Source organism: Paenibacillus sp. 05T425 (assembly GCF_056396205.1).
Genome location: NZ_JBFTLA010000006.1, coordinates 452,735 through 479,273 on the forward strand (window position 1 = coordinate 452,735; position 26,539 = coordinate 479,273).

Genomic DNA, 26,539 nt, shown 5'->3' on the forward strand with positions numbered 1-26,539 from the left:
CATTCATGCCGACTGCAGGTGAACTTATGTTATTTCTTGACGAACAACAGACTTTGTCCGATCTGCTGCAATCGATTCAGTTGCAAATTCATGCTGCCGATTACACGCAAGTATCCAATGAGTGGGGCGAAGATGTCACTCATCCGCCTTACAATAAGCTGTATTACATATGCGAAGGCGAAGGCTGGATACGGGTCGGCGATACCGAATATACCCCGAAGGCTGGTCAGCTGTTCATTGCGCCGGCACATGCTCCGATATCCTTCGGCACCGTTAACGGCCGCCGTCCCTTCTTGAAATATTGGTGCCATTTCTCGATTACGGCCGGACCGTTCGATCTGTTTCAATGGATCGGCATGCCGCTATGTATCGATGCGCAAGATTCGAACCGCATAACGACGCTTTTCCAAGCTATGGTGGATGCCAAATGGAAGCATACGATAGCCGCTCGCCTGCGGGAGAAAGCGATGCTGCTAGAGCTTGTCGCGCTTTACCTCGATGACGTGCGGGTACGTGTATTGCAGCATCGTTCGGATGAAATAAGCCGGCTTGCCGTGATTCAGCAATATGTCGCCTCACATCTGAACACAAGCATCACCGTTGAGCAAATGGCCGAGGCTGTCCATCTGCACCCTAACTACTTTATCGCCTATTTCAAGAAGCACCTCGGCGTACCGCCAATGAAATACGTAGGCCTTAAGCGCGTCGAGCGCGCCAAGCTTCTGCTGACCACAACACCGCTGAGCATCAAGGAAATAGCCGATCAGATAGGCTTTCAGGATACAAGCCATTTTACGAAGTTTTTCCGCAAAGAAACGAGCCTTTCGCCTACCGAGTACCGCGCTGCGCCTCATCACACTCCATAAGGGATTCCATTGTTCACTACTATTATAAAAACGATTACATCCCATAACATTGGATGAAACTAAGGTATACGTGCAAATAACTAACGTCCGACTCCGCACATTGCAAAGAGACAGCGCTTAAAGGCGAAGAACTCACCTTTAAGCGCTGTCTCTCTACTTACCTATAAATTACCCTTTAATAGCACCCGAAGCGATACCCTTCACGAAGTACCTCTGCAGCGACAGGAATACGATCAGAATCGGGATAATCGACATCGTCGTTCCAGCGAAGATCATGTCCCAACGGGACGAAAACTCGCCGACATAGTAGAAGATCTCGACAATCATCGTTTTCGTTTGGCCCGAAGGCAGGACAAGCATCGGCATAAGGAAATCGTTCCATATCCCAAGGCCGTTCAGTACAACCAGTGTAGCCGTACATGGTCCGAGCAGCGGAAAGACGATGCGCCAGAATATACCGTACTTCGAGCAGCCATCGATTTCAGCGGATTCCTCGATCTCCTTCGGAATGCCCTTCAGGAAGCTCGTATACAGTAAGCTGCCAAAGCCGACTGACCCGGAAATATAGATCATAACAGGTCCCGCCAGATTACCGTACAGCCCCAGCATTTTCAATTCCTTGAACAAAGGTATCATGTACGCTTGGAACGGAATCATCATGCCTGCAAGAAAGAAGACGAATACGGCACGCGTCCATCTCTTGTCATGGCGCTCAATGGCATAACCCGCCATCGGGATGAGCAATATCATGAACAAAATCGAGATAGCCGTTAGGATCAGGCTGTTCAAGATCGCCCGAGGATACTCCGTCTCCATCAGCAAATATTTGAAGCTGTCCAGATACAAGCCTTTCGGAAAAGCGATGGCGTCTTTCATAATTTCCGCATTGCTTTTGAACGCCGACATGATATTGAACAAAATAGGGAAGAAAAACACGAGAGCGAGCAGCAGCGTCCCTGCAAACAACAGGATGTCGTTAAGCTTTCTTCTCTTCTGCATCTTAGAGCTGCACCTCCCGCTTCCGCAAAAATTTAACCTGAATAACCGTAACGATCATGATGAGGACGAAAAGCACTTGCGCAAGCGCCGTACCGAAGCCTTGACGCAGCTCGCCGAAGCCTACTTTGTAAATGATATACGTCAATGTCTCGGTCTCGAATCCAGGGCCGCCGTCGGTCATGACCGCGATTTGGTCGAAAATTTTGAGCGCGCTGATCATGGAGAGCACGATGCATACCGTCATAGCGCCCGCAAGCAGCGGGAACGTAATATGGCGGAACTGCTGCCATCTGTTCGCTCCGTCGATGCTTGCCGCTTCCGACAGATCCTGCGGAATGCTCTGCAATCCGGCCAAATAAATAATCATGTAGTAGCCCGCCGATTTCCAAACCGTCGACAGAATGATCGAAATAAGGGCATAATCGGGATTTCCGAGCCAATCCGCCTTAAGCTCGCCCAGTCCAACGACGTCCAGCAGTTGATTCAATACGCCGAAGTTGTAATTTAGGATAATCGTCCATACGAAACCCATAACGATGCCGCTTAGCAGCACCGGGAAGTAGAACACGCTGCGAAACAAATTGCGGAACCATCTCACTTGATCGACGAAAATCGCAAGCGCCATGGCGACGATATTTTCCAACAAAACCAACACTACCGCCATAAGCAACGTATTTTTCAGCGCGTTATGAACCCGTTCGCTATTCCAAATTTCCACGAAGTTGCTTAGTCCGATAAACCGTATATCGCTGCTAACGCCATCCCACGACGTTAAGCTTAAGTACATGCTGCTGATCGTCGGTACGATAACGAACAGCGTATACAATAAGAAAGACGGCAAGATGAACAAAACCGCATAGATCTGCCATTTTTTCTTTTTCTTTTTGTTTGCAAGCGGCATGGCCATGGTGCTCTCCTCCTCCGATTAAACGCCGGATTAACGGAGGCCCTTGCAATGTGCAAAGGCCTCGGGTCCATCCGACTTCATTCTATTACTGCTGGTTTGCMTTAACCTGCGTATCGTACTCCGCGTCCGCTTTGGACATGTACTCTTTTACGTCCGCATCCTTAAGCACCAGATCCTGCATCAGCTTGTAGAACCAGTTGCGGAATTGCGGAGGAATTTGGTTCTCGCCCCACCAGTTATTGATTGCCAGCGACTTTTTCACGTTAGGATCAGCCATCACTTTGAGCACGTCTTGCATTTGCGGCGTCGACTCGTACGTAATCTGTTCCTTCGTCGAAGGGATGCCGTTTGACGCTTTCAAAAATTGCGAGTACTGCTCCTTGCTGAAGAAAAACTTGATAAACGTTTTGATTGCTTCGGCTTTATCCGCATCTTTGGCCGCTTCGGCGGACAATGTCCAACCAGCAGGCGACGGCAGGCCGATGACGTTGATGGCGCCCGTTCTATCAGGCAGCGGATAATAGCCAAACTCGAAGTTCGGATCGGCTTCGGCGATCTGCGTGAACATCCACGGACCGGAGAACAGCTGCGCCGCTTTGCCCGATACGAGAATCGATGCCGTTTGGTTGTCGGCCGTGCTGAGCCAGCCTTTGTCGACGTATTTCGAGAACAGCTCTTTGTAATCCGTCATTGCTTGCACGGGACCTTCGTCCGTGAAGCTAACCGTTTTCGCTGTGCGCTTGGAGTTCCAGTCCGCATCCTTGGAATAGACATCGTCAATCAGGAACTTGTTAAGCCAGAAGCCCATATGGAAAATATCTTTGCCGCCAACGACGATCGGCGTAATGCCTGTTGCTTTCAGCTTTTCTTGCGCGGCAAGAAATTCGTCGTATGTTTTCGGAAGCTCGGCAATGCCTGCATCCGCGTAAGCTTTTTTACTATAAATAATGCCTTGGGGCGCGTTCAGCGTCAGCGGCGCGTTGTATACTTTGCCGCCGACCATCGGTACTTCTCCGAACAAGTCAAGAAGCTCCGACGGCAGCTCGACGATCTTGCCGGCATTAGCGAACAGCTCCGTATCGCGCATTTCCACTAGATCGGGAAACTCGCCTACGGCATCCTTCGTTTTGAGCCAATCCAAGTAAGAGGATGACGTACCTTCGCTTATGTCGACGATCTTAATGTTAGGATTTGCTTCGGTGAACGCTTTGATCGCATCGCCGATCGCTTTTTTGCCTGCCGGATCGCCGGTTGCGTAACCGATCGAGAAGCTGACTTCTTTCGCCTCTTCCTTGCCCGGCGCGTTCGTTGCCGTCMCTTCATTCGTCCCGCCGGTGTTGTTCGTATTGCCGCCGTTATTGTTTCCTCCGCATGCCGTCAATACGAGCGAAGTAGCAATGGCTACTGATGCAAGCTGAGTCCATGATTTTTTGTTCATATGTGTATAAGCCTCCCCTTTGATATGCATGTTCCGGGATTGGGTCGTCGATGTGCGCAGCATCGAGTGTATACGCTTTCCCTGTACATAGAGTAACATCGTTCGAAAACCGTTAGAATGAACTTTTTTAAGCCGCGTATGCGGTTAATTTAAGATCGTTGACACGTTCTGACGCTTCCCTTAAAACGAAAATGACCGGAAGCCCGGTCATTCGCTTTTTTTCCGTTCCTGGCGGTAATCGTTCGGCAGCTGGCCGAATTGCTTCTTGAACATATCGCTGAAATGCCGGGCGTTGTTGTACCCGACCTGCTCCGCTATTTCGTATACCATCCCATCTGTATGAAGGAGCAGCCTGATCGCGTGCTTCATTCTAACCTCGGTAACGTATTGCTTGAAGTTCTGCTTCGTATGTTTTTTGAAGAAGCTGCTGAAGTAATAAGGATTCATGAACGCAATGCCGGCGACCGACTCGAGCGTAATTTCTTGCGCATAGTTCTTCTCGATATATTGCTTGATTTTGGCTAACAATATTTTGTCCTTATTCCCGGAATCGACGTCCACCATGGTGTAAATTTGCTCGATCGCGCGGATCGTTTCATCCTGCAATCGCTCGAACGTCTCGCAGGAGCCGAGCCTGCTCTGCAGCTCATGCATGTCGATCGCGCCGTCCGGCAGTTGAACGCCATTTTTGGTCATTTCCTGCAAAATAAATAGGACGGAAGAAAGACTCGTCGATACGGCGAGCGTTCGGTTGCCGTAGGCGCCCGTTCTAACGATCGCTAGCAGCTTGATCAGAGCTTGGACGGCATCCGGCCACGCATTCGCCGTCAGACTGCGTACAACCTCCATTTGCATGCCGTACAGCTCTTTATCGAACGGCTGCTTGGATTCTTGAGCCTCATAAGCGATGACCTTGCCGCGCCCGAGAAAATAGTTCATCTGCAGCGCCTGCTCCGCATATCGATAAGCGTGCTCCAGTCGATCCGTTCCGTCGACGGGCTCGCTCACTCCCGCAGAAACGCTTAATTTCAAATAAACCATGATATTGTGTACGATGTTGTCCGCTATCGCAGCAGCCCCATTACGATCCGTGTGGCTGATAACGGCTACGAATTTATGATCCTTTAGAAAAGCGAACCCGTTATGCGAGGCAACGACGATTTCCTGCACGATGTTGCCAATCGCAAATTCAATGAGACGTCCTTCCTTCTCCGACCAACGGTCCGAACCGTCCTTGAACTGATCGATCTCGATAATGGCAACGGAATACAGGGGACCGGGCAGTTCCGCAGCCAGCAGCCGGTAAGCCTCCGAATGCGGCGTTAGCGTGCCGTCCGTCAATTGATGCAGCCACTCCTGCAGCTCTTCATGCCTGTTCTTCTTCTCCAAGAGCTGGAGCTTGCTCTTCCGCTTTAACTCCTCCTGCTGCTCTGTAATAGACGACAGCACGCCAAGCAGCACGTCTTCCAACTGCTGCTTCACGACGGGTTTGACCAAATAGTCGGCAGCGCCGTACGTAACAGCATCTCTCGCGTAGGAAAACTCTTGATAAGCGCTAATGAATATCACCTTGGCGGGATGGTTTCTTCGCTTCAGTTCTTTGATGATCTCGATTCCCGTTCGATGCGGCATGCTAATATCGCTGATGATAATGTCCGGTTGGCTGGTCTCGATTAATTCGAGCAGCTCGTTGCCGTCGTAGGCTTGGCCTACAATGTCGAGGCCCATCGACTCCCAATTGATGAGCTTGCGCAACCCTTTGATAATAAGCGGCTCATCGTCGGCAAGTATAACCTTAATCATGTCCATAGCCCTCCTTGATCGGCATAGCCAAATGAACCGATGTACCGACATGCTGGCGGCTGCTGATGGTTAGCCCGTACTCGCTGCCGCATACCGTTTTGATTCGTTCATGGACGTTTTTGATACCGACATGCTTAGAGGGGGTGTTCGGATCGGATAACATTTCGTTCAAGCGCTGAAGCTGCTCCTTCTCCATGCCAACGCCGTCGTCGTATACCGTAATCGCAAGTTGTCCATCCGCCGCTTCGACGGATATGCCTACCGTCCCTTTGCCTTTGGGCCGCACGCCATGCTGGATCGCATTCTCCACGATCGGTTGCAGCGACAGCTTCAGCACGGGCCAGTTAGGATCTACCTGCTCGGAAAGATGAACGCGCAGCTCGAAGCGGTTCTCATAACGCACTTGGATGATATAAAAATAGTCCCGAAGATGATCAAGCTCTTTCTGTAGCGTTACCCAATCCTCACCGTAATCAATGACGTACTTCAGCTGATTGGACAACGATAAAATCATATCGCCCACCTCGTCAGCGTCATTATGAACCGCGTTCATACGGATAACCTCCAGCGTGTTGTATAAATAATGCGGCCGGATTTGGCTCTTAAGCGCATTAAGCTCCGCCTGCTTCTGCTTGATTTCCGCTACATAGGCATCGTTGATAAATATCCCCAAGCGTTCGACCATACGGTTGAAGCCATGGCCGAGCCTGCCCATTTCATCATTGCCTTTGATTTCGACCTGGGCATCCAAGTTGCCAGACTCGACCTTGATCATCTGCTTGATCAAACTGCTGATCGGAGCTGCCAACCTGCGCGAGAACCATGCGCCCATGACGATAAGAACGACCGCGCTGACGAAGATCGCGATATAGACGGCAAGACGCGTGGTCACCAACTGCTCGTACAGGTCCTCTTTCACGAATAAGGCGGTCACTTGCCCTTTCAAATACGGTATGGTCTCCGTTAACACAAGAGTATCATCGTTAGAAGCCCGCAGCAGCTGCTCTTTCTTACCCATGATGTCCATATTGCTGAAGAACACGTTGTTTTCACTGTCCAGCACGTAAAGCTCGTCGTCCTTCCCGATGCTCAGCTCTTTGAAAAACTGATCGAACACGGCGATATCGACATCGAAGTAAAGCGTTCCGAGCACCTTCGGCTCGCTTGTAAGCGTGCCCGATACGTCGATCAAATTACGGCCGACCGTTATTACGTTCACATCCGAATTTTTATAGTAGCTTTCTTTGTGCATCGGAAATATCGCGATTTTGTTTTTCTTCTCGTCGAAGCTTCTGCCCCATTCCTCGATCGGAAGCAGCTCGGGCTGAAATACTTGATTTTCTTTGTACTGGTAAAAAAGCTTGCTATCCGAGGACCTTACGAAATAGGCTGTCCGAATATAGGAATCGCTAAAGATGATCGTCTTCAAAAAACCGTCGATCGGCATGGAATTGATTTGCTCCAGCTCATTGACGTTATAGCTCTGATTGTCGTTCGAGCCTTCGTAGAAACCGTCATATCTCCCTGTATACATGAGCTGAGACACATCGTCGTAATCTTTGAACACCGAATTGAGGTTATAGCTCATGTAGAGCATCATTTGATTCAAATTGTTAGACGTATACCGCTCCACATGGCCCGTAAACGTCTGGACGGAATAATAGCTGAGCGCAAGCAACGGAATCAAACCAACGAGAATGAAAGCTGCCGAAAACTTGACGAACATGCTTCGCCGCTTTTGCTGCCACACGCTGAACATCGGCATCCCTCCCCTTCATAACTTTACCATGCCCGCATAGGCTCGGCTAATGCAAAAAGGGGCGATAACTAAAATAATCAAAGTCTGCATGCTTAAGCTCTCCGTTCAAATCTTGCGCGCATAAGCCTATCATCGTGCCCGTGAAGCCAAGCTTGCCGCCATATTCATCGGATAAACTGCCGATGTCGAGCGTATCGCTGACCGCCTGCCAAAGATCCCCGTCAGGCGAAGCGAAGAAGCAAAGCTCCCTATCCCGAACGACAGCTCGCAAATAGAAGCTGTCCCATGTATCCACGTTGATTTCCTGCCCTCTGCATTCCTCATACTTGCCAGCCTTGCTCATCACGACGCCTAACACACGGCCCTTCTCGCTGTCCTGCGTCACTCGCAAATAATAATAATCCGCTTCATCATAATAGAAGACGAGACCGGCCATCTGCATAAAATGATCTGGATTATATTCCATCCGGGTCTCGACCGAGCATCTAAAATGCTGAAGCCTGCGCGCGGCCATACTCTGCCGGTGCCACGATAACAGCGACTCTCTCCCGCGCAAACGCAAATAACCCGGACGCTCCGTCAAAGTGAGCCACGACGGGTCGGCAGGCACCCGAAGCGTCTGGAAGCCGCGATGAAGCTCAGCCGCATCGAAGTCGTCCTTCTCCATTATCGCCTGAATGGCTGTTGCCGCTTCGGAAGCGAACTGCGGCGCAGGCACGGTCAAGGCCGGAAGCCGACCCTCGTGGTCGAGGCGCAGCCAGCCGTCCTCCGTCCAGCGGCAGCGCTGGATCGACGTCTCCCTGCCAAGCGGATTAAGCTTCGTCCCTTCGAATGGACGACTGCAAATATGGGCCATATACCACTCGCCCGTATGCGTCTCGACGAGCGAGCCGTGGCCCGCATTTTGCAGCGGGAAGTCCGGATTGCTTCTCGTTGTCATGATCGGATACTCAGGATCCGTCTCATAGGGACCTTCGATATGGCGCGAGCGTGAAAGGGTTGCCGCATGATTAACTCCTGTACCGCCTTCGGCTACGAGCAAGTAGTAGTATCCATCCCGATGGAATAGCTGCGGCCCTTCAGTAACGCCAATATCCGTTCCATTGTATATGGTCTTAACAGGACCGATAAGCTTCTGCTGCCGAGGATCATATTGCTGCATGACGATGCCGCGGAACCGCTTGTGGTCATCTCGGAAATCCCACTGCATATTGAGCACCCACTTCGTGCCGTCCTTGTCATGGAATAAGTAAGGGTCGAAGCCGCTGCCGTTCAGGAAGACCGGATCGGACCATGGTCCTTCTATGCTCTCGGCCGTCACCAAATAATTGCGCAAGTCCTTGTAGACGCTCTTGCGGGCAGCTACATTTGTGTAGAGCAAATAGAACATGCCGTCATGATAAGAGAGCGCCGGCGCCCATACGCCGCCTGAGCTCGGTATGCCTCGAAGATCCAATTGCTCTGGGCGGGTTAACGGCTGAGGCAGGAGCTCCCAATGAATCAAATCTCGCGAATGATGGATCTGCACGCCGGGAAACCACTCAAACGTCGAAGTGGCGATATAATAGTCTTCTCCCGCTCGGACAAAAGAAGGATCGGGCTGAAAGCCGGGGAGAATCGGATTTTGAATGGTTAGATTAGATGACTGCATACGCGTTCCTCCAATAATAATGATACTTAGCCTATGTTAATCAGACTAGCACAGGAGGTTCGCTGCGCGTATGCAAGTTTTTTTAGTTCCGTGTGCTTTTTTTAAACATGTTTTGAATTTCCGATAACGAAAAAAAAGGCGGCTAACTGCACGAGTGTGCACTTAGCCGCCAAGTATAAAGTTTAATGCTGATTCGCTTTGTCTACCTTCACGCGCTTGATGAAGAACGCAACGACAAGGCCGATAACCGCGACAACCATCGCGAAGATGAAGGCGTTCTGGATGCCTGCCGTCAAGGCTAGCGGAATGTTCGCCGGGTCGGCTGCGTTGTCCACGCCTTCCATAAACGTCTTGCTGCCCGCCGTCATAATGCTTACCGCAAGCGCTGTGCCGATCGCACCGGCTACCTGCTGCAGCGTATTCATGATCGCCGTGCCATCCGGGTACAGCTCGCGCGGCAATTGGTTCAGGCCGTTCGTTTGCGCCGGCATCCATACCATCGAAATGCCGATCATCAGGCAGGAATGAAGCACGATAATGAGCGCGAGCGTTGATGCCGTTGTAATGCCGGAGAAGAACCAAAGTACGGCAGCAACGATGACTAGACCAGGAATAACGAGCCATTTGGGTCCGAATTTATCGAACAGGCCGCCCATGATCGGAGACATAATACCGTTGATCAAGCCGCCCGGCAGCAACACCAAGCCTGCTGTCAGCGCGCTAAGACCTAGCCCGGATATCAGGAACATCGGCAAGACGAGCATCGAAGACAGAATAACCATCATGCAAATGAATACCATTAACGTTCCGACTACGAACATCGGCTTCTTGAACGCGCGAAGATTCATCATCGGTTCTTTCATGCGTAATTGGCGTATTGCGAAAATAATGAGGGCAATGATGCCCACAACCATCGAGACGATCACTTTCGTGCTGCTCCAGCCATGATCACCTTCACCGGCGCTGCTGAAGCCGAACACGACGCCGCCAAAGCCAAGCGTCGAGAACAGGATCGAGAACAAGTCGATTCGCGGCTTCGTAATTTCCGAAACGTTCTGCATGAAGAACATACCGAAGATAAGAGCAATAACAAGGAAAGGCAGCGAAAGCCAGAAAATCCAGTTCCAGCTCAGCTTATCGATGAGCAGACCGGCAATCGTTGGTCCGACCGCCGGAGCAACCATAATGACTAGGCCGATAATGCCCATGGCCGCGCCTCTTTTTTCCGCTGGGAAAATAATAAGGATCGTATTGAACATAAGCGGCAGCAGCAGCGCTGTGCCGACTGCTTGCACGACGCGTGCGGTCATCAGCATTTCGAAGCTCGGCGCCATCGCCGCGATGAACGTTCCGAGAATCGAGAAGCTAACCGCTGCAATAAACAGCTGCCTCGTCGTAAACCATTGAAGCAATAAGCCGGATATCGGCACTAAAATGCCCAAAGTAAGCAAGTACCCCGTCGTCAGCCATTGAACCGTTGCCGGCGTAATTTGAAATACTTGAATGAGATCGCTAAGCGCGACATTTAGGGCCGTTTCGCTGAACATGCCGATAAAGCCGCTTAATAATAATGAAATCATAATCGGGAGCACTTTGTATTTCACTCCCGTATCTTGCATGCCTGCTGTCATTGTAGCTTGCAAATTTCTCTCCTCCTATATCAGGTCTTGATGTATGCATGACGTTTTCACCTTATAAAGAAGGGCATTTCGTGATCAGATAGGGCACGTATTTCGCAGCGCTTAAAAGCGGTGTCGTATCGCGGTTGGTGATGGCGAGCAGCAACGCCCCCTCGAGCAGGGATACGATGACCATGCCGAGCTCGGCAGCCTTAGCTTGTCCGATCCCCGTCACCATCAATCGGCTGGAAATGACATTTTGCCATGCGGCGAATACGGATTGGCATGCTTCCCGCAGCTTGTCGCTGACCGATGATGTCTCGGCAGCCAACCAGAAGCTGAACGGCACATAACCTTCATACTCGTTCTTGGCGACGTCTTCGGCCAGCTCGTTGATGCACATCGCAATTGCGTCAGCGGGATGTTCGTTTCTATCGAAGCAATCATGCCACTTCGCAAGCACCTCTTGCTTCGTACATTCGATGGAAGCAATCGCCAGCTCCTCTTTCCCTTTCGGAAAGTAATAATATACAGAGCCTTTGGGACAGTCGCTTTCCTTAATAATTTGACTAAGTCCCGTCGCATGATAGCCTTGCGTAACGAATAGCTTGGAGGCTGTTTCCACAATCGATTGCTTAGCATTTTGCTTCTCTGACACCGGATCACCCTCTTCATTATAACGATCGGTCTACATAATAAAACCAGAATATTTGTTCGCTGTCAACCTCAACTTTTATGGAGCGCTTTCATCAAGACGCAAAAAAACCGGCTCATAAGCTAGCTTACGAACCGGCCTTTATCGTTAATAACGAGGTTATTATTGCTGCTTCAAACGCTGTGTCCAGCCGATAAAGTTGTCGACCAGCTTGTCCAAGTGCTGAACCGTCGATTCATGTATAAGCTCGCCATCGGCGTTCAATTTCTCGCTGACTCCATTAATGAATACTTCATTACCCGGCAGCGTGAGGGCTGCAATGCCCGGCGAATTAAGAATTTGGCGGAGATGTATTTGGGCTCTTGCCGTGCCTAACACGCCTGGCGATGCGCCAACGATGAATACCGGCTTGCCTACAAGCACCTTGTCGACGCGGGAGAACCAGTCTAATGCGTTCTTAAGCAGGGTCGGCACGGAATGATTATATTCAGGCGTTACAATAAGTACGCCTTCGCACTCAGCGACAATTCGTTTGGCTTCAATAACAGACGGCGGCGGTGTCAATTCATTATCTTGGTTGTAGAGCGGAAGGTCCGAGATAGTCACAAACTCGATGGTCAGCTTGCCGTTACCGGCATAACGCTTCACCATAAACTCAGCAATTTGTTTGTTGAACGAACCTTTGCGGCTGCTGCCGACAAGCGCTGCGATTTTCATATGTAATCAACGACTCCTTGTCCGATTGGAAATGGTTTTTGGATTGCCTAATAACGGCATCTGATGTTATATTACCACAATATACAACGCAATGAATCAAATAGAAGATTTATGGATAGGAGATCATATTGGGATGAGCTACAAAATTGCTTTTTTTGACATTGACGGAACGTTAGTAAATGAGCGGAAGCAAATTCCGCAGGATACGATCGACGCCATACGCGCGCTGCAGAGCCGCGGTGTGGAAGCCGTTATCGCAACCGGCAGAGCTCCATATTTCTTCCGGCCGATCGCCGAGCAGCTCGGCATCGACAGCTTCGTCAGCCTGAACGGCGCATATGTGGTTTACAAAGGAAAACCGATCTTCGAGAAAGCAATTCCGCGCGAGCATCTTGAAGCGCTCGTAGGCCATGCGGCCAAGCATAACCATTCACTCGTGTTCGAAGGACACAGCGAGTTCTATGCGAGCGAGGAAAGCCATCCGCATATGGTGGATGCCGTCAAGTCGCTTCGAGTCGACTTGCCGGGTTACGACCCTGACTTCTGGAAGAACGACAGCATCTATCAAGTGTTCCTTCATTGCGAGGAGCATGAAGAGCATCTGTATAACGAAGCCGTACCTGCGCTGCGCTACATCCGTTGGCATAAGACTGCGCTCGACGTACTGCCATCCGATGGATCGAAGGCGCAAGGCATTGAGGCGCTGCTGAAGCACCTCAATCTATCCGTATCCGAAGCGGTGGCCTTCGGGGATGGACTCAATGACGTAGAGATGTTGTCCGTTGTCGGCCTCGGCATCGCGATGGGCAACTCCCATGAAGAAGTGAAGCCTTATGCGGACTATGTGACTGCTCACGTCGACGAAGGCGGCATTCGCAAAGGGCTGCAGTATGCAGGTCTGATCGACTAGAAGCTTCAGTTGTAGTATAAATTGCAACGGAACGCAATAAACCGGCCAAGCAGCGTGAGCTGCGGCCGGTTTTTTTGTGTGCTGTGGTAATCGATTTATTGACCTTCGGATACAAGCGTGAACCGTTTGTTCAGATGCTTCGGCTGCTCGATTTCGTCAACCACTGCGATTGCATAGTCAGCGTAGCTGACATAACTGTCGCCCTTTGCGTTAACGAGCAGGTTATCCGCGCCTACCTGATAAGCGCCCGTCCGCTTGCCTTCTGCATCGAAGAATGCGGCAGGACTAATGAACGTCCATTGAACGCCTGTCGACTGTTCCAAGTCGTTCAGGTTCTTCGCTTGGTTAAGCGCAGTCGGCTTATACAAGTCAGGGAATTCCGGTGTTTCAACTAGTCTGACCGTCTTCGCTTCATCGACGAACAGGCTTCCTGCTCCGCCCACGACGAGCAATCGAGTGTTCGGAGCATCCTGGAGTGCATGAATAAGCACTTGTCCAGCCTCCACATGCAGATGCTCTTCGCCGTGAGGTGCCGCATATGCGTTAACAACCGCATCAAATGATTTCAAGTCTGCCGAAGTCAGATTGAATAAATCCTTCTCTATGACGTTCACGCCTTCTTCGTTAACTTTGGCTGCGTTGCGAACGATCGCTGTAACTTCATGGCCTCTAGCAGCCGCTTCCTTCAAGATTAAGTTCCCTGCTTTGCCGCTTGCACCGATAACTGCTATTTTCATCATAAATGACCTCCCGATTTATTGTAACTATCACAATTACACTTCCTGTAACTATAATAGTTACAATAGGCTGCTATGTCAACCGTTTTCGCCAATCATCCCCGATTGCTCGTGCAATTTAGTCTGCTTTTCTCTGAAATAGTCCGTCATAAACTGTACCCATTCCCTTGCTGCGCGGGACAGATAACCTTCCCTTCGCCATACGAGCACCGGCTCCCAAGGAATGATCGGATCATCAAGCTCGATTGCCCTCGTCTTCTCCTCATCAAGAAGATTGCATACGGCTCCGGGCAGCATGGCAACCCCCAAGCCCGCACCGACCATCCCGCCAATGAAATCCCACTGCGAGCTTTCATGAACGATGCGAGGATCGAAGCCCGCTTGTCGGCATTCGTTAATAATCCGTCCGTGAAGCGCAAAGTCGCTATTGAACAAAATAAAGCTTTCTGCTGCAAGCTCTCTCAGGCTGATCCGCTGACGCTCCGCGAAGGGATGATTCGCCGGCACGATCACTTTTAGCCGGTCTTTCACAATGGGGATGGAATTGAACATCGCCTCATCGGCCGGCCATAGGACTACCCCGGCATCCAACGTGCCGTCCGCAACGCTCTCTTCAATCTTCCTCGCGCCGTCCTCCAGCATGCCGAGCGTGATGCCCGGGTAATTTTCTTGAAATTGCTTGATGACTTCCGGGAAGAAACGCGCGCCCGCCATCGGCGGCACGCCGAAGCGGATACTCCCTTTATTCAAGTAGGACAGATCGTTTAATTCCTGCATCAGATTGTCGAAGGCCTGCAAAATCGGGCCTGCATGCTGTAGAATCGCATGACCTGCATCTGTCAGCTTGAAGGCTCTCCCTTCGCGCGCGAACAGTTCCATTTGCAGTTCATCCTCTATGCTCTTAATTATTTTGCTAATCGTAGGCTGCGTGACATGGAGAGTCTCTGCAGCCTTCGTAAAGCTGCCTTGCCGTACAATTTCCGATACAACCTGCAATTGCCGAACGTCGATACGATCACCTCTTTACATAACCAAATGGAATGAAAACAATTCAATATATTCATTTTACTCATAAGAGGGCACTGCGTATACTTAATGGAATGAAAGCGAGGTTCGGACTGATGAAAGTGAAATCCATATTGCGCACCATTGCTCAGATTATCTTTTTCGTCCTGCTCGCCCAAGGATCGGACGCCTTCGTTGCATGGCTGCATATTCCGATCCCTGGCACGATTGTCGGCATTATCTTCCTATTCGCTTTGCTCCAACTCGGGGTTATTCGATTGCATTGGATCGATCAAGGCGCTACCTGGCTGCTCGCCCAAATGCTGCTGTTCTTCATCCCTTCGACAGTCGGCATTATTGATTACGGAAGTTTGATTGCGCGAAGCGGCATACCTATCTTGTTGACGATCCTGTTGAGCCTCATCGCCGTCATGCTGTGCAGCGGACTGCTCGGGCAATACATAAGCAGACGGAGAGCAGGTGGCCGGCAATGATGAAGCTGTTAGAGCCGATTGGCTGGTTATGTATCACGATCGCCGTTTTCTGGTTTTCAAAGCTTGTCTATTCCAAAACAGGTAAAATCCTTTTAACCCCGCTCCTCATTACGCCGATCATCGTCATTGCCGCCCTGCATTGGAGCGGTGTATCCTTTCGATCGTATAACGCAGGGGCCGGTCTGCTGACAAAGCTGATTGAGCCTGCAACGATCGCGCTTGCCGTCATTTTGTACAAGAATGCTGCCGTATTCAAAAAAGATGCCGCCATCATTACGATTAGCGCTAGCTGCGGCGCTGCGTTAGCGATCGTCACCTCCGCCAGCATCGCCTATATGTTCGGACTGCCGATCGCTATCATCGACAGCTTGGCCCCGCGTTCCGCCACAACGCCTATCGCGATATCCATCTCTGCCAGCATCGGCGGGCTGCCGACGATTACAGCTGTTGCAACGCTCGTCACTGGGTTGCTGAGCATGATTGTAGGGCCGCTAATCGTCAAATGGTGCAGAATCGACAACCCGATTGCCAGAGGCGTTTTGTTCGGCACCAGCGCCCACTCAGCCGGAATTACGAAAGCAATGGAATACGATCCCATATCCGGCTCCGTTGCGACAATTGCCATGATGCTGACCGCTTTCGTTACGCTGGTGACCACTCCTTGGTTTGTTGGTTACTTGCAATGAGTAAATGACATACACAACAAATAAGCTGCTCATGAAAAGTCCTGCGACCTTCATAAGCAGCTTATATGTTGTAATGCTTGTTCTAGCCCTGCTTCTTTCCGAGCTCTCTCCGTACAACCGGCATAACGTCTGTCGCCAGCAGCTCAATCGCTTCAGCAACCTTCGCGTAAGGCTGGCCGCCGATATCGAACTGCACCATATATCGGTTATGTCCGAACAGCTCGTGCTGCGCCAATATTTTCTCGACGATCTGCTGTGGACTGCCTACAGCTAGAGCCGTATCTGGTCCCGCCATCAGCTCGAACTGCTGCTTCGTTATTTTCTCTCCGCGTTCGCGGCCGCCCATGAATTCATATACATAATTCGCGTAATACGGATAATAATCAGCTATAGCCTGCTCGGACGTCTTAGCAATGAAACCGTGGCTCGTTATCGCTACTTTAGCGTGTTTCGCAGAAAACTTCGCTTCAAGCGCAGCTTCCCTATACGCTGTAACGAGATGCTGGAAACGCTGCGGATCGCCGCCCAATATAGCTAGTGCCATCCCTACGCCCAGCTTGCCAGCCGTCTGCGCGCTCGAAGGCGTTCCGCCAACGCCTATCCATATCGGCATCTTCGGCTGGAAGGGCCTCGGTGCAATCTCGGCGTCATCCAGCGAAGATCGAAGCTCGCCGTTCCACGTAATTCGCTCATGCTCGCCGAGCTCCAACAACAGGTCCATTTTCTCCGTGAACAACTCTTTATAGTCATCCAGTTCATAACCAAACAATGGAAATGATTCCACGTATGCTCCTCGTCCTGCAATKATCTCTGCACGTCCCTCCGACAATAGATCAAGCGTGGCGAAGTCTTCGAATACTCTTACAGGGTCCGCAGTCCCAAGCACTGTCGTTGCGCTGGTCAGACGAATGCGTTTGGTAGCCTGCGCAATAGCTGCCAACAATACGGGCGGCGACGTAATCGCAAAATCAAGCCTATGATGCTCTCCAACGCCAAATACGTCGAGCCCTGCATCATCGGCTAGCTTAGCCGCTGCAAGCACCTCCTTGATCCTCTGTGCTGCGGATAGTGACCTGCCCGTATGAGGATCAGCAGCCAAATCTCCTAATGTATATATACCGAATTCGAAATCTGTCCCATTATTTGCCTTTACCTTCTCGTGACTGAGCATCTGCCTTTCCCCCTAATAGTGTTCAACGTTCTATATTTCCCTATTTATGCAGCTTTCATCAAGCCCGCTAACGCAGTTACTTTATGTAAGTAATCATACATAAGTTATTGAATACCGTCAAACCTGCTTCGTTGTAAAATAAAGAACGTTCCTCTTGACTCCATGAATAATGAAGTCAAAAGAAACGTTCTGAATGGTTTAATCTTTAGTCTTGCAGCCTGTTATACCGTCTGTTTCGTCAGATCCAGCCAGTCCATCTCAGCCTTCGTCAGCTTAATAAGCGAACCTTCGTCACAGGATTGCAGTTCTTCCGTCGATTGAGCGCCGATCAAGGCGCAGGTCGGGAACGATTGATTAAGCACGTAAGCGAGGGCGATCTGAATCGCACTAACGCCCTTGTCTGCTGCAAGCTGCTTCGCGCGCTCAAGCCGCTCCCAGTTGTCGTCGCTGTAGAACACCCTTACTAGATCGGCATTGTCACGCACTTCCGGAGAGAATCTGCCCGTGAAGAACCCTCTGGCTTGCGACGACCACGATAGCAAAGGCAACTGATTAGCTTCGTGCCATGCGCAAGTTTCCTCATCTGCCGATACGCAGCCCGACCAGAACGGCTCGTTCGCTTTGGCAAGGCTTAGATTAGGACTGCTGAACGTGAACCCTACTAGTCCGCGATCCGCTGCGTAGCGGTTTGCTTCCTCAATACGCTGCCAAGTCCAGTTCGATACGCCGATTGCTTGTACTACGCCTGCGGCAACATGCTCGTTCAACGCGTCGATAATGACGCTGACAGGAATAGACGGGTCATCTCGATGCAGGGCATACAAGTCGATGTAGTCCGTTTGCAGCTTTCTCAAGCTATCCTTCAGATCTGCGGCGATCGCTTCCTTGCTAACGCGCGGGCCGGATTGATCATGATGGGCGCCTTTCGTCAATACGACGATCTGCTCCCGATTACCGCGTTCGCTCATATAACGGCCAATGACTTCCTCGCTCTGTCCGCCGCAATAAATATGCGCCGTATCAATCGAGTTGCCGCCGATAGCCAGATAAGCGTCTAAGTTGGCAGCCGCCTTCTCATATGAATGATGGAAGAAGTAGTCCGAGCCTTTCATAAGCCGCGAGACCGGCTTCTTAGCGCCTTGAATTGTAATGTATTCCATCTATATCTCCATCCTCTCTCTTCATTAGATAGTAATTCTAGAGCGCGTACGCGCTGATTCTAGGCAAGCATCAATGACTCTCATATTCGCAAGAGCGTCCACTGTATCGAAGCGCATCGCAGAATCTCCAGCAATTGCGCGTGCCAAGTGATCCGCCTGTTCCGTGTAAGCATTTACATGAGGAACCTCGATTTCTTTGCGTTCGCCTTGAGCAGTGACGAAGAAATTGCCGCTTCCCGGGTTAGGCGTAACGTAGGCGCTTGGCACCTCGATAATGCCTTCCGAGCCGAGCACTTCCAGCGGATTGCGGAACGCTGCCCACATGCCGCAATCAAAGCTAAGCGATACCGCGTTGTCGAATTCAATGAGGCCGGACGCCATCATATCGACATCGTCATGCTCCTGTGAGAACAAAGCTTGTACTGTAACCGCTTGCGGCTCTTGGCCGAGCAGCAGCCTTGCTGCATTGATCGGATAACAGCCCACATCATAGATCGAGCCGCCGCCCCAATCCTTACGGTATCTCACGTTCTTCTTGTCGCCGGCATTGTTGAAGGTGAAGGCGCTGCGAATCGCTCTTACTTCGCCGATCTGGCTTGATGCGATAATGTCTTTGATCATCGCATAACGAGGGTGATAACGGTACATGAATGCTTCCGACAACAGCACGCCGGCCTTGGCGCAAGCTTCCGCCATCTCTGCCGCTTCCTTCTCATTCAGTGCGAGCGGCTTCTCGCACAAGATATGCTTGCCCGCTTCCGCTGCGCGGATCGTCCATTCACGGTGCAGATGGTTCGGCAATGGAATGTAGATAACGTCGAGCGAATCGTCAGCGAGCAGTTCCTCGTAGCTGCCGTAAGCGGTAGGTATGTTCAGCTCTTCGGCAGTCCGCTTCGCATTGTCTAGATCACGGCTAGCGATTGCCGCCGCTTCATTCAGAACGGATAATTGCAATCCCGGAATGACAGCGCGTTTCGCAATCCCCGCACAGCCCATGATACCCCATTTTAACTTTTTGCTGGTCATGCTATAATCACCTCATCGAATATTTACTACGACTATATTGTGATTATATGACGATCAAATCAAAATTAAAATGATATTATTTTGTACGCAATTGAAACAATATTGTCATCGGGGTGATTGATAACCATGCAACGCCAKAGCCATCTGCTTACGCTTTCGCAGACGCCTTACTTTTGCCTGCCAGAATCGGTAGGCGCATACAGTGAATATCCCGAGCATCATACGATTCGTGCGGCGGATGCGCACAACACCTTCAATATTCACTATGTCGCCTCTGGCAAAGGGTATGTTGAATGGGAAGGAAAAACGCATCAGCTCACGCAAGGAGATGCCGTCCTCTACTTTCCGATGCAATCTCAGCATTATTACAGCAGCAAAGATGAACCTTGGGACGTACGATGGGTTCACTTCTACGGAAGCGGCGTGCATGATTATTTCTTGGAACGCGGACTTCACAAGAGCCAGCTATGGACGCTGCGGCAGACGAAGGGCTGGGAGCAGGCGCATATGGAGCTGCTCGTGGAGGCGGAGACACATCGGATGCTGCATCCGATCCGCTTGTCGACATTGACCTATACGCTGCTCGCGCTGTTCGCCGAGCAGGCGGTGCCGCTGACGGGCAGCAACAAAGCGAGCTCGGCCGGCAACCGGATATTGGAGCTGCTTCCGTATATGCAGGAGGAAGCCATGCGTCCGTTCATCTTGGAAGAATGGGCCGTGAGAGCCGGCGTTACGCCGCATTACTTCTGCAAGCTGTTCAAGAGCACGATGAAGATGACTCCGATGGACTTCATAACGAGGTGCCGCCTGCAGATGGCCAAACAATGGCTGCTCGACCGCAAAGAGGCGAACATCGGCCAAATCGCCCAAGATGCAGGCTACCCGAGCGTCAGCTATTTCAACAAACGCTTCATCGAGCATGAGGGCATGACGCCGACGGCTTATCGACAGCTGTTCGGCATGTAAGCGCATATTTGCACTTACAGCCCAACGCCGCCGCATAACAAAAAGGCTTTCCTGCAAGGTCGCTTGATCTCCGACCCGTAGGAAAGCCTTTCTTGTTTTTCTTTATATTATTTCGCCAATTGCGAATCGAATACAGCTGCTTCGATCATCCACCCGAACGGATCTTCAAGCTCGCCCTTTTGGATTCCTGTTAGCGTATCGTACAGCTTCTGCGAAAGCTCGCCCGTCTTGCCGTTATTAATGACAAGCACTTCGTCCTGCCAGTTCAGCTCTCCGATTGGAGAAATAACAGCAGCCGTACCTGTACCGAACGCTTCCTCCAGCTTGCCTTGCTTGCTCGCTTCGTACAGCTCGCCGATTTCAATCGCGCGTTCTTGAACCTCATAACCCCAATGTCTCAGCAGGTGAATAATCGAGTTGCGCGTAATACCGTCTAGGATACTGCCGCTAAGCGCTGGTGTATGAATAACGCCATCGATCTTGAAGAAGACGTTCATACTGCCTACTTCCTCGATATACTTACGGTGAACGCCGTCCAGCCAAAGCACTTGCGTATAACCTTTCTCCTTAGCGATCTCTTGCGCTTTAAGGCCAGCCGCATAGTTGCCTGCCGTCTTCGCTTCACCGACGCCGCCCTTCACCGAGCGAACGTAATCAGACTCAACGTAGATCTTAACCGGGTTCACGCCCTCCGGATAATACGCCCCTACCGGCGACATGATGATCAGGAATTGATATTCAGTCGATGGTGCAACTCCTAGCTGAGCTTGCGTAGCAATTACGTACGGACGAATATAGAGCGAATTGCCTTCCTCGAAAGGAATCCAGTCTATATCGACTTGGATCAACTGTTTAAGCGCTTCAACAGCAACATCCGGATTAATCTCGGGAACGCTCAGACGCTCGTTGGAACGGTTCATCCGCAGGAAGTTGTTGTGCGGTCTGAACAATTGCACGCGGCCGTCCTTCGTACGGTACGCTTTCAAACCTTCGAATATCGTCTGGCCATAGTGGAACACCTTCGCTGCCGGATCAAGTACGATCGGTTGGTAAGGTACTACGCGCGGGTTGAACCACCCTTTGCCCTCTTCGTAATTCATGATAAACATATGATCTGTATAATAATTGCCGAATCCTAGCTTTGACTCCGGAGGCTTAGCCTTCTTTGTCGTTGTGCGCTCGATTTGCAAACCTTCTAACATCATGCAACTCTCCTTTTTTTTAGGGCTGTTAATTGAATGCTAACACTTCATGCGATATATTTAAAATATCTATTTTATACAAACCCCATACCTTAAAGGTATGAGACAGTGAGGGATGCCCCATGGATATGCGCCAGCTCAAATATTTCGTTGCGATTGCCGAAGAAGGGCAAATTACGCGCGCCGCCAAAAGGCTTAATATGGAGCAGCCTCCTCTTAGCCGCCAGCTTAAGCTCATCGAAGAAGAGCTTGGCGTAACGCTGTTCGACCGCAGCGGCAAAGGACTTAAGCTCACCGACGCCGGGCAGCTGCTGCTGGAAAAAGCGGAATCGCTCTTGCTCCAATTCGACGGCGCGATCCGCGAAGTGCAAGAAACGGAGGAAGGCGCTCGCGGCGTCTTGTCCATCGGCTCCGTCGTATCCTGCATCTCGCTGCTGCCGAAGCAGATCGAGCGTTATCGGGAACGCTACCCCCAAGTGACCTACAAAATACTCGAGGGCGATCACTTCTACCTTGGCGAGCAGCTTGAGAAAGGTGCGATTGATCTAATCGTTGCGCGTCTGCCGTTCGAAGCACAGTCGATCGTGAGCGATTATACCGTTCTCCCGCTCCCTTCAGATCCGTTCGTAGTCGTCATTCCAAGCGCTTGGACGTCGCTCGCGAGCCGCAGATCGATCAACATGGCGGAGATTGCCCAGTTCCCGTTCCTGACCMTCAAGACGGACAAAACGCTTCGAATGCACGAGCAGGTCGTCAATGAATGCCGACGCCATGGCTTCGAGCCTAATATTATATGCGAATGCTCCAGCGTCGCTATTATTATGTCACTAATCGCCACCGGTATCGGCGCAACTGTATTTCCGAAGTCTGTCTTGTCTTCCTTCCCGTCCGATGTCGTTACTATGCTTCGGATCGAGGATGCAGACTTCCAATCCGGTGTAGGCATCTTATGGCTGAACGATCGCTACCTTCCGAAGCGCGCGCAATATTTTATCGACAGCTTCCGTCCCGACAATAGCTAAACGGCTAGCAGCCGACTACTTCGTAAACTGGTCGTCGAGGAATTCCGCAAGCACGTTAGGCAAGCCGATCTGGCCTAATTGCTTGTTATTATTCATCAGCAGTTGAAGTAGCTCGTCGCTGAAATCATTGTCCTGCTCTTCCTTGATTGCCTCGATCTCATCATGCAGACGTTCCATCTTATGATCGAGAGCCGAGGCGGAGACAGCCGCTTCGCGAAGCTCGTTCAACAGGCGCTCGGGAATTTCCTGATTATATTTATAAAAAATTTTGTGCTCCAAACTTGCCCAGAAGTCCATCGCAATCGTGCGAATCTGTACCTCGACGAACACATTTTCTCGGCGGTCCGAAATGTATACAGGCACTTCAATGATCAAATGCAAGCTTTGGTAGCCATTCGGCTTTGGTTCCTTAATATAGTCCTTGACCTCAACGATATTCAGGTCCGACTGATTACGAAGCATATCGCTGATCCGATAGATATCGGAGATAAACGAGCATGTAATGCGCATGCCGGCAATATCCCGAATACTGTTGCGAATGCTAGTTAAGCTCAGCCCTGTCTGCTTCCGATACAGCTTCTCGAAAATACTTTTTGGAGACTTCAGCCGCGATTTTGTATTCTCAATCGGATTATATTCATGAAGCAAATGGAATTCTTCCTGCAAAATTTCAATTCTTGTCTCCAGCTCGCTAAGCGCGAACTTATACATCATCATGAACCGAGTCATTTGTGTCTTCAAGTCTTTAATCATTAGCATTTGGTCCATCCTACTGATAATCCCCTTCCAAACTTTCGTTCAACAGCAAGATGATTCGCTTAAGCTCATGCATATCCTTCTCCGTTATACGTTCCGCTATAATCTTAATAAGCTGCTCGTCATTGGCCCGGAAGGAGGAAATGTATTGCTTGCCTTGCTCCGTTATAGCAATATAAACAACTCTTCGATCCTGCTCGCCTCGATATCGGTCAATTAGACCGCGTTCATAGAGCTTGTCTCCCATTAGCGTTACTGCGCCTGCGGTCACACACAGCATCTCAGCTAAATCCGTCGATTTTATTGGACTCGTCCTGCTCAAATGCTGCATCATCCGAATTTGGCTTATGGAAAACGAATCATCAACGCCTTTATACCATTCGGCTTTTAGCTTCTTGTACGTGCTCTTCAATAAGGGCGATAGTGACAACCACTCTTCATAATTGCTCATTATTACACCTCACTTATTTATTTTAACACTCAAATGCCGTAACGAGGATTAAGTTTTGTTGACTATTTTGGCACAAAATATCTATAATGACCTTGGCAACGTTCTTGTTAGCCTTTCTATATTCCATCATCCGAGGTGATTGTAATGAGTATCGATAAATACGAAAATGTCGAAAAATTAATCGATATATTTCAACGCTTCGGCAAGGCCGACTGGCGCAAGAAGACGATTTTAGGTCTCAAAGCGAGCGAAATGCGGGTATTGCTCTGCGTTAAGCATGGTTCAGTCAATGGTTCCAGAGGGACAACCGTTAAATATATAAGCAAACGTCTTCAAGTAACCTCGCCAACCGTTACCCAAATGGTGAACAGCCTTATTGAAAGCGGCTACGTCTACCGTAAATCAGACAATAATGATCGACGGATTACCGAAATCATGCTTACCGAGAAGGGCGAGCTGCTCGCGGTTGAAGCCAAAAAACGATATCATGAAATGTTTATTGGTCTGATTGATCATCTCGGCAAGGAGCAAAGCGATCAATTAATCGGATTGCTGAATGACGTCTTCGAATATTTGGATCTAGTCAGACATCAGGAAAACTAGGGAAAATATACAAATGAGAAAAAAGGGATTTCGAATAGGCACGTTGGCCGACTCGAAATCCCCCCTCATGAGTCAGCTAATTCAAGTTATTGAATAGCTGGCTCTTTTTTTGTTAAATCTTTGGCTTTATCATCGGATGGTGCTGCTGCGGCCTTCATGTTATTCGATGTACGAAGAGGGATCTCCTTCAAGAAGAACACCGCAACGAGTGCAACGATAAGCAGTGACATCCCGAATAAAAAGACGACAGTTAGCGAATCGCTAAGAACATTACGAATAAAATCAATCGTCTGATTGAACAGATCGTGAACCTCTGTCGGAAGCGATTGTTGCAGCTCCTTCAGCTTCGGCTGATTAAGCAGCAATTGCGGGTTCATGAAGCTTCCCATTTCTTTCGCCACTTCAGGGTCGACTTTGGACAGATCCGGACCTTCGCCCGCAGCAAGGGCATCCTTCAGCTTACCTGCCATTGTCGAATTCATAACAGTGCCGAGCACTGCGATACCGATGGTGCCGCCCATGTTACGGAACAGCGTAGCCGTACCTGTAGCAACCCCGAGCTGGCTTGGTTCCACCGCGTTCTGAACCGTCAGCGTGAAGACCGGCATCGAGATGCCAAGGCCGATACCGAAGACGACCATTGCTCCGACAGCCATCCATACGTTCGTCATGTACGCCATCAGCAGCATGCCAACTACCATGAATGGCATACCGGCGATTGCAAAACGTTTGTATTTGCCGGATTTGGAAATCCAGCGGCCGGACAATGTACTAAGCACGATCATCGCAACCGACATCGGCATATTGATAAAGCCGGAAGTGGTCGGCGAATAGCCGAGAACGCCTTGCGTAAAGAACGGCAGGTACATCATAGCGCCCATCATACCTGCGTTCATCAAGAAGCCGATGACGTTCGATACGGTTACGATACTGTTCTTGAACATTCCAAGCGGAAGGACTGGGCTTTTCGCTTTACGCTCAATAAGCAGCAGAATAACGAGAAATACAGCTGCCAACGACATTAAGCCGATAATTTCGAACGAACCCCAATCGTATTTCGTTCCTGCCCATGAGAAACCAAGCAGCAAGGCAACGATCATTAGAGTCAAGAAGAGCGAGCCCCAATAGTCGATCGGTTCGGTTGTTTTCCGTACCGTCTTAGGGAACATTCTCATAATCATGACGAAAGCGACTAAACCAAGCGGAAGGAAGATCCAGAAGATCCATTCCCAGTCCATATGATCGACCATGAAACCGCCTAAAGTCGGGCCAATAACGCTGGAGAAGCCGAAGATGGCCATCATGATGCCGGTCCATTTTGCACGTTCGCGCGGTGCGAACAAGTCGCCGACTGCAGTTACGGTTGCGGACATTAGAATACCGCCGCCAAGACCTTGAATACCGCGGTAAGTAATCATTTGGAATATGGATGTAGACGTTCCTGATAAAAATGCCCCGATCATAAAGATGACGATACCGAATAACAGAAACGGTTTTCGTCCATAAATATCGGATAGCTTGCCGACCAGAACGGTTGCGATCGTAGAGGTAAGCATGTAAATCGTAATAACCCAAGAATAGTGCTCAATGCCGCCAAGCATCGCAATAATGCGCGGCATCGCCGTACTAACGATCGTTTGGTTAATCGCGGCGAAGAACATCGCGGCCATTAGCGCAATCATGATCGTAACTTTTTTCTTCTGTGATAATTGCTCCATGAAGTTTACTCTCCTTGCTTTTATAATTTAATATTACCCTTTAGCAGTAAAATTACTACCACTAAATAGTTAGGTTACCTACCTATCCATGTATCTTACAACAATTTTAGTACTAAGACAACTGGCATATTTCGAAAGTTTTTTGAACGAGCGTTGAACGAGATTCGTTTGGCTGCGCAAAAAAATAACCCMGCCAGGGCGGGGTTCAAAAATATAGC

Annotated in this window: 25 protein-coding genes; 7 read left to right on the plus strand and 18 right to left on the minus strand. The window is 50.1% G+C overall.

The features are described from left to right. The first annotated feature begins 26 nt into the window (after positions 1 to 26). A complete protein-coding gene (locus tag AC1DF0_RS16185; RefSeq protein WP_477574612.1) occupies positions 27 to 866 on the plus strand; it encodes a helix-turn-helix domain-containing protein in 840 nt (279 codons plus the stop codon). A 168-nt stretch (positions 867 to 1,034) separates the two neighbouring features. On the opposite strand, the gene AC1DF0_RS16190 is transcribed toward AC1DF0_RS16185, so the two are convergent. From AC1DF0_RS16190 to AC1DF0_RS16230, 9 genes are all read right to left on the minus strand, one after another. After that, a complete protein-coding gene (locus AC1DF0_RS16190; RefSeq protein ID WP_477574613.1) occupies positions 1,035 to 1,865 on the minus strand; it encodes a carbohydrate ABC transporter permease in 831 nt (276 codons plus the stop codon). Position 1,866: 1 nt separating this feature from the next. Next, complete coding sequence (locus AC1DF0_RS16195; protein ID WP_477574614.1) at positions 1,867 to 2,772, minus strand: carbohydrate ABC transporter permease; 906 nt, start codon at positions 2,770 to 2,772, stop codon at positions 1,867 to 1,869. An 85-nt stretch (positions 2,773 to 2,857) separates the two neighbouring features. Then, positions 2,858 to 4,210, minus strand: coding sequence for an ABC transporter substrate-binding protein (locus tag AC1DF0_RS16200; protein ID WP_477574615.1), 1,353 nt, complete (start codon positions 4,208 to 4,210; stop codon positions 2,858 to 2,860). Positions 4,211 to 4,417: 207 nt separating this feature from the next. Further along, positions 4,418 to 6,013, minus strand: a complete 1,596-nt coding sequence (locus AC1DF0_RS16205) for a response regulator (protein ID WP_442049268.1) — start codon at positions 6,011 to 6,013, stop codon at positions 4,418 to 4,420. Beyond that, a complete protein-coding gene (locus AC1DF0_RS16210) occupies positions 6,006 to 7,772 on the minus strand; it encodes a sensor histidine kinase (RefSeq protein WP_477574616.1) in 1,767 nt (588 codons plus the stop codon). The genes AC1DF0_RS16205 and AC1DF0_RS16210 overlap by 8 nt, the downstream gene beginning before the upstream one ends. 46 nt (positions 7,773 to 7,818) lie before the next feature. After that, positions 7,819 to 9,423 carry a glycoside hydrolase family 43 protein gene (locus AC1DF0_RS16215; RefSeq protein ID WP_442049270.1) on the minus strand — a complete coding sequence of 535 codons (1,605 nt, stop codon included), beginning with the start codon at positions 9,421 to 9,423 and terminating at the stop codon, positions 7,819 to 7,821. Between the two features lie 182 nt (positions 9,424 to 9,605). After that, positions 9,606 to 11,054, minus strand: coding sequence for a DHA2 family efflux MFS transporter permease subunit (locus AC1DF0_RS16220; RefSeq protein ID WP_442049330.1), 1,449 nt, complete (start codon positions 11,052 to 11,054; stop codon positions 9,606 to 9,608). Between the two features lie 61 nt (positions 11,055 to 11,115). After that, the gene (locus AC1DF0_RS16225) at positions 11,116 to 11,700 is read right to left on the minus strand and encodes a TetR/AcrR family transcriptional regulator (protein WP_442049271.1); all 585 of its coding nucleotides are present in this window, start codon (positions 11,698 to 11,700) and stop codon (positions 11,116 to 11,118) included. Positions 11,701 to 11,859: 159 nt separating this feature from the next. Then, positions 11,860 to 12,414 carry an NADPH-dependent FMN reductase gene (locus AC1DF0_RS16230; RefSeq protein WP_442049272.1) on the minus strand — a complete coding sequence of 185 codons (555 nt, stop codon included), beginning with the start codon at positions 12,412 to 12,414 and terminating at the stop codon, positions 11,860 to 11,862. A gap of 133 nt (positions 12,415 to 12,547) precedes the next feature. Here AC1DF0_RS16230 and AC1DF0_RS16235 point away from each other — a divergent pair, with 133 nt between their 5' ends. Next, positions 12,548 to 13,324, plus strand: a complete 777-nt coding sequence (locus AC1DF0_RS16235) for a Cof-type HAD-IIB family hydrolase (protein ID WP_477574617.1) — start codon at positions 12,548 to 12,550, stop codon at positions 13,322 to 13,324. A gap of 95 nt (positions 13,325 to 13,419) precedes the next feature. Here AC1DF0_RS16235 and AC1DF0_RS16240 read toward each other — a convergent pair whose 3' ends face one another. Together AC1DF0_RS16240 and AC1DF0_RS16245 are read right to left on the minus strand one after the other, a co-directional pair. Next, entirely contained in the window at positions 13,420 to 14,061 is a 642-nt protein-coding gene (locus AC1DF0_RS16240; RefSeq protein WP_477574767.1) for an NAD(P)-dependent oxidoreductase, read from the minus strand. A 78-nt stretch (positions 14,062 to 14,139) separates the two neighbouring features. Continuing rightward, entirely contained in the window at positions 14,140 to 15,072 is a 933-nt protein-coding gene (locus AC1DF0_RS16245; RefSeq protein WP_477574768.1) for a LysR family transcriptional regulator, read from the minus strand. Positions 15,073 to 15,182: 110 nt separating this feature from the next. Here AC1DF0_RS16245 and AC1DF0_RS16250 point away from each other — a divergent pair, with 110 nt between their 5' ends. After that, positions 15,183 to 15,560 carry a CidA/LrgA family protein gene (locus tag AC1DF0_RS16250; protein ID WP_442049274.1) on the plus strand — a complete coding sequence of 126 codons (378 nt, stop codon included), beginning with the start codon at positions 15,183 to 15,185 and terminating at the stop codon, positions 15,558 to 15,560. Next, positions 15,557 to 16,246: an LrgB family protein gene (locus tag AC1DF0_RS16255; RefSeq protein WP_442049275.1), complete on the plus strand. Its 690-nt coding sequence runs from the start codon at positions 15,557 to 15,559 to the stop codon at positions 16,244 to 16,246. Before AC1DF0_RS16250 ends, AC1DF0_RS16255 begins: the two co-directional genes overlap by 4 nt. Positions 16,247 to 16,328: 82 nt before the next feature. Here the strand turns inward: AC1DF0_RS16255 and AC1DF0_RS16260 are convergent, their stop codons facing one another. The 3 genes from AC1DF0_RS16260 to AC1DF0_RS16270 all read right to left on the minus strand — a co-directional run bounded on the left by AC1DF0_RS16260 (position 16,329) and on the right by AC1DF0_RS16270 (position 19,603). Next, positions 16,329 to 17,417 (minus strand): LLM class flavin-dependent oxidoreductase, encoded by a 1,089-nt coding sequence (locus tag AC1DF0_RS16260; protein ID WP_477574618.1) that lies wholly within the window; start codon positions 17,415 to 17,417, stop codon positions 16,329 to 16,331. A 221-nt stretch (positions 17,418 to 17,638) separates the two neighbouring features. Then, positions 17,639 to 18,577: an aldo/keto reductase gene (locus AC1DF0_RS16265; RefSeq protein WP_442049277.1), complete on the minus strand. Its 939-nt coding sequence runs from the start codon at positions 18,575 to 18,577 to the stop codon at positions 17,639 to 17,641. Between the two features lie 24 nt (positions 18,578 to 18,601). Beyond that, positions 18,602 to 19,603 carry a Gfo/Idh/MocA family protein gene (locus tag AC1DF0_RS16270; protein ID WP_477574619.1) on the minus strand — a complete coding sequence of 334 codons (1,002 nt, stop codon included), beginning with the start codon at positions 19,601 to 19,603 and terminating at the stop codon, positions 18,602 to 18,604. A 126-nt stretch (positions 19,604 to 19,729) separates the two neighbouring features. On the opposite strand from AC1DF0_RS16270, the gene AC1DF0_RS16275 reads away from it, so the two are divergent. Continuing rightward, positions 19,730 to 20,569, plus strand: a complete 840-nt coding sequence (locus AC1DF0_RS16275) for a helix-turn-helix transcriptional regulator (protein ID WP_477574620.1) — start codon at positions 19,730 to 19,732, stop codon at positions 20,567 to 20,569. 107 nt (positions 20,570 to 20,676) lie between these two features. Here the strand turns inward: AC1DF0_RS16275 and AC1DF0_RS16280 are convergent, their stop codons facing one another. Then, positions 20,677 to 21,771 (minus strand): branched-chain amino acid aminotransferase, encoded by a 1,095-nt coding sequence (locus AC1DF0_RS16280; RefSeq protein ID WP_442049333.1) that lies wholly within the window; start codon positions 21,769 to 21,771, stop codon positions 20,677 to 20,679. Between the two features lie 122 nt (positions 21,772 to 21,893). Between AC1DF0_RS16280 and AC1DF0_RS16285 the strand changes: the two genes are divergently transcribed. Further along, on the plus strand, positions 21,894 to 22,793 hold the full coding sequence (locus tag AC1DF0_RS16285) for a LysR family transcriptional regulator (RefSeq protein ID WP_477574621.1): 900 nt from the start codon (positions 21,894 to 21,896) through the stop codon (positions 22,791 to 22,793). 15 nt (positions 22,794 to 22,808) lie between these two features. On the opposite strand, the gene AC1DF0_RS16290 is transcribed toward AC1DF0_RS16285, so the two are convergent. Further along, positions 22,809 to 23,561, minus strand: coding sequence for a GTP pyrophosphokinase (locus AC1DF0_RS16290; RefSeq protein ID WP_477574622.1), 753 nt, complete (start codon positions 23,559 to 23,561; stop codon positions 22,809 to 22,811). Between the two features lies 1 nt (position 23,562). Then, a complete protein-coding gene (locus tag AC1DF0_RS16295; protein ID WP_442049282.1) occupies positions 23,563 to 24,000 on the minus strand; it encodes a MarR family winged helix-turn-helix transcriptional regulator in 438 nt (145 codons plus the stop codon). A 144-nt stretch (positions 24,001 to 24,144) separates the two neighbouring features. Between AC1DF0_RS16295 and AC1DF0_RS16300 the strand changes: the two genes are divergently transcribed. Then, complete coding sequence (locus AC1DF0_RS16300) at positions 24,145 to 24,603, plus strand: MarR family winged helix-turn-helix transcriptional regulator (protein ID WP_442049283.1); 459 nt, start codon at positions 24,145 to 24,147, stop codon at positions 24,601 to 24,603. Positions 24,604 to 24,689: 86 nt separating this feature from the next. On the opposite strand, the gene AC1DF0_RS16305 is transcribed toward AC1DF0_RS16300, so the two are convergent. Then, positions 24,690 to 26,321, minus strand: a complete 1,632-nt coding sequence (locus tag AC1DF0_RS16305; protein WP_475821275.1) for a DHA2 family efflux MFS transporter permease subunit — start codon at positions 26,319 to 26,321, stop codon at positions 24,690 to 24,692. Positions 26,322 to 26,539: the final 218 nt, after the last annotated feature.